This is a genomic window from Streptomyces sp. NPDC001832, from assembly GCF_040297265.1.
Classification (GTDB): Bacteria; Actinomycetota; Actinomycetes; order Streptomycetales; family Streptomycetaceae; genus Streptomyces.
Window position 1 is genome coordinate 20,917 of the sequence record NZ_JBEOYU010000065.1, and the last position, 6,797, is coordinate 27,713.

Annotated in this window: 7 protein-coding genes; 3 read left to right on the forward strand and 4 right to left on the reverse strand. The window is 70.6% G+C overall.

Annotated elements, in window-relative coordinates:
- Nucleotides 1-36: 36 nt before the first annotated feature.
- Nucleotides 37-1,656, reverse strand: coding sequence for a malate synthase A (aceB, locus tag ABT115_RS29575; protein WP_351796160.1), 1,620 nt, complete (start codon nucleotides 1,654-1,656; stop codon nucleotides 37-39).
- A gap of 137 nt (nucleotides 1,657-1,793) precedes the next feature.
- A complete protein-coding gene (locus tag ABT115_RS29580) occupies nucleotides 1,794-2,399 on the reverse strand; it encodes a nucleotidyltransferase family protein (RefSeq protein WP_351796163.1) in 606 nt (201 codons plus the stop codon).
- 246 nt (nucleotides 2,400-2,645) lie between these two features.
- Here ABT115_RS29580 and ABT115_RS29585 point away from each other — a divergent pair, with 246 nt between their 5' ends.
- On the forward strand, nucleotides 2,646-2,948 hold the full coding sequence (locus ABT115_RS29585) for a DUF5955 family protein (protein WP_351796166.1): 303 nt from the start codon (nucleotides 2,646-2,648) through the stop codon (nucleotides 2,946-2,948).
- Nucleotides 2,949-2,965: 17 nt separating this feature from the next.
- Here ABT115_RS29585 and ABT115_RS29590 read toward each other — a convergent pair whose 3' ends face one another.
- Together ABT115_RS29590 and ABT115_RS29595 are read right to left on the reverse strand one after the other, a co-directional pair.
- Nucleotides 2,966-3,598 carry a response regulator gene (locus ABT115_RS29590; RefSeq protein ID WP_351796169.1) on the reverse strand — a complete coding sequence of 211 codons (633 nt, stop codon included), beginning with the start codon at nucleotides 3,596-3,598 and terminating at the stop codon, nucleotides 2,966-2,968.
- Nucleotides 3,595-4,806 carry a sensor histidine kinase gene (locus tag ABT115_RS29595; protein WP_351796172.1) on the reverse strand — a complete coding sequence of 404 codons (1,212 nt, stop codon included), beginning with the start codon at nucleotides 4,804-4,806 and terminating at the stop codon, nucleotides 3,595-3,597. Before ABT115_RS29595 ends, ABT115_RS29590 begins: the two co-directional genes overlap by 4 nt.
- Nucleotides 4,807-4,916: 110 nt before the next feature.
- Here ABT115_RS29595 and ABT115_RS29600 point away from each other — a divergent pair, with 110 nt between their 5' ends.
- Nucleotides 4,917-6,011, forward strand: coding sequence for an ABC transporter permease (locus ABT115_RS29600; RefSeq protein WP_351796175.1), 1,095 nt, complete (start codon nucleotides 4,917-4,919; stop codon nucleotides 6,009-6,011).
- Complete coding sequence (locus ABT115_RS29605) at nucleotides 6,008-6,688, forward strand: ABC transporter ATP-binding protein (protein WP_351796179.1); 681 nt, start codon at nucleotides 6,008-6,010, stop codon at nucleotides 6,686-6,688. Before ABT115_RS29600 ends, ABT115_RS29605 begins: the two co-directional genes overlap by 4 nt.
- Nucleotides 6,689-6,797 lie beyond the last annotated feature (109 nt).

Sequence of the window (6,797 nt, forward strand, 5' to 3'; positions counted from 1 at the left end):
GCGGTGACACGCGGGGGTACGGCGCCGCCGCTCGCCTCAGCTCAGCTGCTCGTACGCCGGCAGCGTCAGGAAGTCCGCGTAGTCCTGGTCCAGGGAGACCTGGAGCAGCAGGTCGTGGGCCTGTTGCCACTTGCCGGACGCGAATGCCTCGTCGCCGATCTCGGTGCGGATCGCGGTGAGTTCCTCGGCCGCGATCTTGCGGGCCAGGTCCGCCGTGGCGTGTTCGCCGTTTTCGAAGACCACGTCCGCGTTGATCCACTGCCAGATCTGCGAGCGCGAGATCTCGGCGGTGGCCGCGTCCTCCATGAGGTCGAAGATGGCGACCGCGCCCATGCCGCGCAGCCAGGCCTCGATGTAGCGGATGCCGACTGCGACGGCGTTGCGCAGGCCGTCGTACGTGGGCTTGGCCTCCAGGGTATCGATGGCGATCAGGTCGCCCGCGGCCACCGAGACGTCCTCGCGCAGGCGGTCCTTCTGGTTCGGCTTCTCGCCGAGGACCGCGTCGAAGGAGGCCATGGCGATCGGGACCAGGTCCGGGTGCGCGACCCAGGAGCCGTCGAAGCCGTCGTGCGCCTCCCGGTCCTTGTCGGCCTTGACCTTCTCGAAGGCGACCTTGTTGACCTCCGCGTCGCGGCGGGACGGGATGAAGGCCGCCATGCCGCCGATGGCGTGTGCGCCGCGCTTGTGGCAGGTGCGGACGAGGAGTTCGGTGTACGCGCGCATGAACGGGGCGGTCATCGTCACCGCATTGCGGTCCGGGAGGACGAACTTGGCGCCGCCGTCACGGAAGTTCTTGATAATGGAGAAGAGGTAGTCCCAACGGCCCGCGTTCAGCCCGGAGGCGTGGTCGCGGAGCTCGTACAGGATCTCCTCCATCTCGTACGCGGCAGTGATCGTCTCGATGAGGACGGTCGCGCGGACCGTGCCCCGAGGGATGCCGACGTAGTCCTGGGCGAAGACGAAGATGTCGTTCCAGAGACGGGCCTCCAGGTGCGACTCCGTCTTCGGGAGGTAGAAGTACGGGCCCTTGCCGAGGTCGATGAGGCGCTGGGCGTTGTGGAAGAAGTAGAGGCCGAAGTCGACCAGTGCGCCCGGCACCGGGGTGCCGTCGAGCTGGAGGTGACGCTCGTTCAGATGCCAGCCGCGGGGGCGGGTGACGACCGTCGCGAGCTCGGCGGCGGGCTTCAAGGCGTACGACTTACCAGACCCGGGGTCGGTGAAATCGATGTTGTGGGTGTAGGCGTCGATCAGATTGAGCTGGCCGAAAATGACGTTCTCCCACGTGGGGGCGGACGCGTCCTCGAAGTCGGCGAGCCAGACCTTGGCGCCGGAGTTCAGGGCGTTGATGGTCATCTTGCGGTCGGTCGGACCGGTGATCTCCACCCGGCGGTCGTTCAGCGCGTCCGGGGCCGGCGCGACCTTCCAGGAGTCGTCCGCACGGATCGCCGCCGTCTCGGGCAGGAAGTCCAGCGTGGAGGTACGGGCGATCTCGGCGCGGCGCTCGCCCCTGCGGGCGAGCAGCTCGTCGCGACGGGGCGTGAACTGTCGGTGCAGCTCGGCCACGAACGCGAGGGCCGCGTGGTTGAGGACCTCGCCCTGCCGGGGCAGGGGCTCGGCATCGACGATGGCCAGCGGGGACGGCGCTGGTGCGGACATGGGCTGTCTCTCCTTCGGCGGGCGGTGCTGGCCATTGGAGAATAATTTTCTCATGGTGGAAGTTCAACCGTTTGTTGATGTCGAGATTGTCCGGGTCGGCGGAAGTGGGGCGGTGCCGGCGCCGGGTGCCGCCCCGTTCAATCAAGGTGCTTCAGGTCCTCCACCGTGTCGATGTCGTACGCCTGAGCCACATCGGAACACTCGACGAGCGTGATCGCATCGCGGTGCGCCCGCAGATATGCCCGAGCGCCCTGGTCGCCCACCGCTCCCGCCGCGATGTCCGCCCACCGGTCGGCCCCGAACAGCACCGGATGGCCCCGTTCCCCGTCGTACGAGGCGGCCACGAGACTCGTCCGGGAGCGGTACGCCGACCTCACCCGCGCCACCGCGCCCGCGCCGATACCTGGCTGGTCGACCAGGAGGACGAGTGCCGCGTCCGCCCCCGTACCGGAGAGCGCCCCGAGCCCCGCCCGCAGCGACGAGCCCATGCCCTCGGTCCACTCGGGGTTGACGGTCACCGTGCAGCCCACGAGGTCGGCGCGTGCTTGTACCTCTTCTGCCGCGGCGCCCACGACGACATGGACGCGGTCGCAGCCGCCCTCCCGCAGTACGCGTACCGCGTGCTCCACCAGCGGCCGGCCGCGGTGTTCGAGCAGAGCCTTGGGCTGCCCGCCGAGTCGTCGTCCGCCGCCCGCCGCGAGCAGCAGCCCGGCGACCACCGGGGTCTGTGTTGTCCGAGTCATGCGGACTGGATACCTCAGGCCGACCGGCACATGGGGGTCACAGGCGGGCAGGGAAGGGCGGTGCCGTCCCCTAAGCCATATGTGCGTCACCCTTACGGGGCACCCTGAATTCTGTCCGCGGAGTGGCGCTCGACACCTGTCATGGCGTTAACTTGCACGCATCTCCGGAGACTTGACCGCGGTCCGGGACCCCGGTCGAAACACTGGCACGAGGATGTGCGAGGGGGGAGTGCTTTGTTGCGAAGCGTGGGGCAGACGCGGGTGACTGGCAGTGGTGAGGACCCGAGGGTGACGGAGCTGCGTACGGCTGTCTCCCGACTCCGCCGCGAGCTGGCGGGGCATCCCGCGGAGTTCCCGGACCGGGGGATCGCCGAGGACGAGCTGGCCGCGCTCGATGCGATGGCGATCAGCGGCGCACCCGAGATTCCGCGCTTGCGCCGTTCGCTGCTGCTGATCGCGGGGGCGATCGGCTCGGTCAGCGCACTGGCCTCCGCACTCAGGGACGTACGCGTCGCCGTGGATCTTTTCGGCGAGCCGCCGCGCCGCTGACGTACGGAAGCGGGGAATCAGCGGCGGATCAGTCGGCGGGCCGTCGCCGCCGCGACCGCCGAGGTGCGGGAGTCCACACCCAGCTTGGCGTAGATGTGCACCAGATGGGACTTCACGGTCGCCTGGCTGAGGAAGAGCTTCTTGCTGATCTGCAGGTTCGACAGGCCCTCGCCGACCAGCTGCAAAACTTCCAGTTCGCGCTTGGTCAGGGCCTCGGCCGGGGTCCGCATGCGGTCCATCAGCCGGTGGGCTACGGCCGGGGCGAGTGCGGACCGGCCGGCCGCAGCCGTGCGTACCGCCGCCGCCAGCTCCTCGGGCGGGGCGTCCTTCAGTAGATAGCCGGCGGCGCCCGCTTCGACCGCGGCCAGGATGTCGGCGTCCGAGTCGTAGGTGGTGAGGATCAGCACCCTGGGCGCGCCCGCCTCCGCCGTGATCGCCGCGGTGGCCTGCGAGCCGTGCATGCCCGCACCGAACTGAAGGTCCATGAGGACGACGTCGAACTCGCCGGTCGCGGCGAGCGTGACGGCCCGCTCGGCGGTGGCCACGTCCGCGACGACGTGGAAGTCGGGTTCGGCGTCGAGCACGGCCCGCAGTCCCGCCCGTACCACCGGGTGGTCGTCGGCGAGCAGCAGCCTGATGGGGGTGGTCATGCGGCGTCCTCTCCTGGTCGGCCGTCGGAGAGCGGAAGCGGAAGGGTGAGGGCCACGGCCGTGCCCTGACCGGGCGCCGATTCGACACTGAGCGTGCCGCCCAGCGAACGGGCCCGGGAACGCATCGCGGGCAGTCCGAAGCCGCCGGTGCCGGTGTCGGCCGCGACCGGTCCGCGCCCCGGGGTGAAACCGCGACCGTCGTCGACGACGTCCAGTGACACGGACGTGTCCATGAAGCTGAGAGTGATCTCGCCGCGCCGGGCCCCGGCGTGCTGCACCGTATTGGCCAGTGCCGACTGGGCGGTACGCAGCAGCGCCACCTCGTAGGGGGTGGGCAGCTCCACCGGAGTGCCGCTGATCGCGAACTGCACCGTGAGGCCGGGGGTCGTGGTGCGGGACGAGAGACGCTCCAGGGCGGCTGCCAGGGAGCCGTTCTCCAGGTCGGGTGGCGACAGGGCGCGGACGAAGCGGCGGGCCTCGGCGAGATTGTCCTGCGCGGCCTCGCGGGCCCGGCGGACATGCGCGGTGGCAGGGTCGTCGGCGGGCAGCGTGCGTTCGGCGGCGCGCAGCAGCAGCTGGATGCTGGACAGGCCCTGCGCCAGCGTGTCGTGGATCTCGCGGGCCAGCCGCTCACGTTCGGCGAGGGTGCCCGCAGTGCGTTCCGCCTCGGCCAGCTCCGCCCGGGTCGACACCAGCTCGTCGATGAGCTCGCGGCGCCGTTCGCTCTCCCGGAACAGCGCCTCGTATCCGAGGACCGTCGCGACCGCGACCGCCGCACCGAGCACCGGGCCGATGAATGCGCCAGGATTGATGGCCTGGCCGTGCAGCACGAAGCTTGCGATGCCGGCCGCCGCGGTGACGGCGACGGTCGGCAGGGACCAGCGCGTCGGCAGCAGATGCAGTTGCAGGAAGTAGAGGGGGAAGGCCACCCAGAGGGCGTCGGGCGACAGGACGAGCAGTACCAGCCAGACGGCGCCGAGCAGCGCCAGCCACAGGGCGGCCGCGCGGTTGTGCGGTTGTACGGCGGCGGCGAGCGCGCCCGCCGCGTACACGCCGGCCATCACACAGCTGACCACGACGACGGCGGTGGCGTGCGGTGCGTCGGCACTGACGGCCCGTACCGCCGCGAGCGCGAGCAGCCCCACCAGCAGCGCGTGCAGACACATCCGCAGCGCGGCGGCGACCGGGGGGTGGGCAGGGGAATCCATGATTCGTCCAGGGTAGACGTAGGGCGCCAGTGGCCGGTCAATCGAAAGGTTGATGCGAGGCCCCACCGCCGAGCGATGTTTCCGGGGGCCTGTGCACCGAGGCTGGAAGCATGTTCGTCGCATGGAGAGATCTCCGGTTCGCCAAGGGCCGGTTCGCGCTCATGGGCACGGTCGTGGTGCTGATCACGCTGCTCGTGGGCTTGCTGTCCGGTCTTACGGCCGGTCTGGCCCGGGAGAACACCTCGGCCGTCACGGGGCTGAACGCCGACCACCTCGCGTTCGCCGCCCCGCCCGACGGCCAGTCGGTGTCCTTCACCAATTCGACCGTGGAGGAGAGTGCCTGGCGCAGCTGGGCGAAGCAGCCCGGCGTGAGCGCCGCGGAGCCGCTCGGTATCCGTACCCTCAACGCCACCGCCGCCGACGGGAAGCACACGGCCGCGGTGTCGGCGTTCGGCGTCGAGCCGGACGGGGGTCTGGCGCCCGACGGCGGGGCGTCGGTCGCCACGGGGAAGGTGGTGTTGTCCGAACAGGCCGCCGACGACCTGGGCGCCGGGACGGGAGACCGGCTGCGAATCGGCAGCACCGACGTCACCGTCGCGGCGGTCGAGGGCGATGCCTCGTACAGCCACACCCCGGTCGTGTGGACCTCGCTCGACGACTGGCAGCGATTCGGGGCCGATGGCTCCGGCTCGGCTCAGCACGCCACGGTGATCGCCCTGACCACCACCGACGGCGCCGACCTCGCCGCGGGTGACGCAGCGGTGGGAACCAGCACGCTCTCCCGCGAGGACTCCCTTACCGCCATCGGCTCCTACCAGGCCGAGAACAGCTCGCTCCAGATGATGCGCGGCTTCCTCTACGCCATCTCCGCCCTGGTCATCGGCGCCTTCTTCACCGTCTGGACGATTCAGCGCAGTGGCGATGTCGCCGTCCTCAAGGCGCTCGGCGCCTCCACCCCGTATCTGCTGCGCGACGCACTCGGGCAGGCCGTCGTGATGCTCGCCATCGGTACGGGGGTGGGCACCGCGCTCGCTTCCGGCATCGGTGCGCTGGTCAGCGGCGGGGCCGTGCCGTTCGTCCTCGATGCGGCGACCGTCCTGGTCCCGGCGGCCGTGATGATCGTCCTCGGTGCCGTCGGGGCGGCCCTGTCCATCCGGCGGATCACCGCCGTCGACCCGCTCACCGCACTCGGGAGTGCCCGATGACCCTCGCCCTTGCCGATGTCACCCTCACCTACCCCGACGGCGACGGCCGGCTCACCGCCCTGGACCGAGTCTCGCTGGATGTGCCCGCGGGTTCGCTAACCGCGGTCGTCGGGCCGTCCGGTTCCGGCAAGTCCAGCCTTCTGGCGGTGGCCGCCACCCTGGTCACGCCGGACGAGGGACGGGTCGTCGTCGCCGGTACGGACACCGCGGGCCTTGGCCGTGCGGAGAAGGCGGTGCTGCGTCGTGAGCGCATTGGCATCGTCTTCCAGCAGCCCAATCTGCTGCCGTCGCTCACCGCGGCCGAACAGCTCCAGGTCATGACTCATCTGTCGGGCGGCGCCGTGCGCGGAGCCCGCGGCCGGGCGCTGGAGCTGCTGGACGCGGTCGGCCTCGCGGACAAGGCCGACCGCAGGCCCCACCAGCTGTCGGGCGGACAGCGTCAGCGGATCAACATCGCACGAGCCCTGATGAACGACCCGGCGGTCCTGCTCGTCGACGAACCGACCAGCGCACTCGACCACGAGCGGGGTGCGGCGGTTCTCGAGCTGCTGGTCACGCTGACCCGGCAGCGGTCGACGGCGACGGTGATGGTCACCCACGACAGGGCCCATCTGGACCGGGTGGACCGTACGGTCACGATGGACGACGGCCGTCTGACGGCGCCCGCATCGGCCTGAGAGGCGTTCGGGTGACCTCTGATCGGGCGGATCGGAGGCCACCCGACAGTCGCTGAGATGTGCGGGAGGGGTGGGCGAATGATTTGTGCGGGTGGGGTGGGCCTCGCCC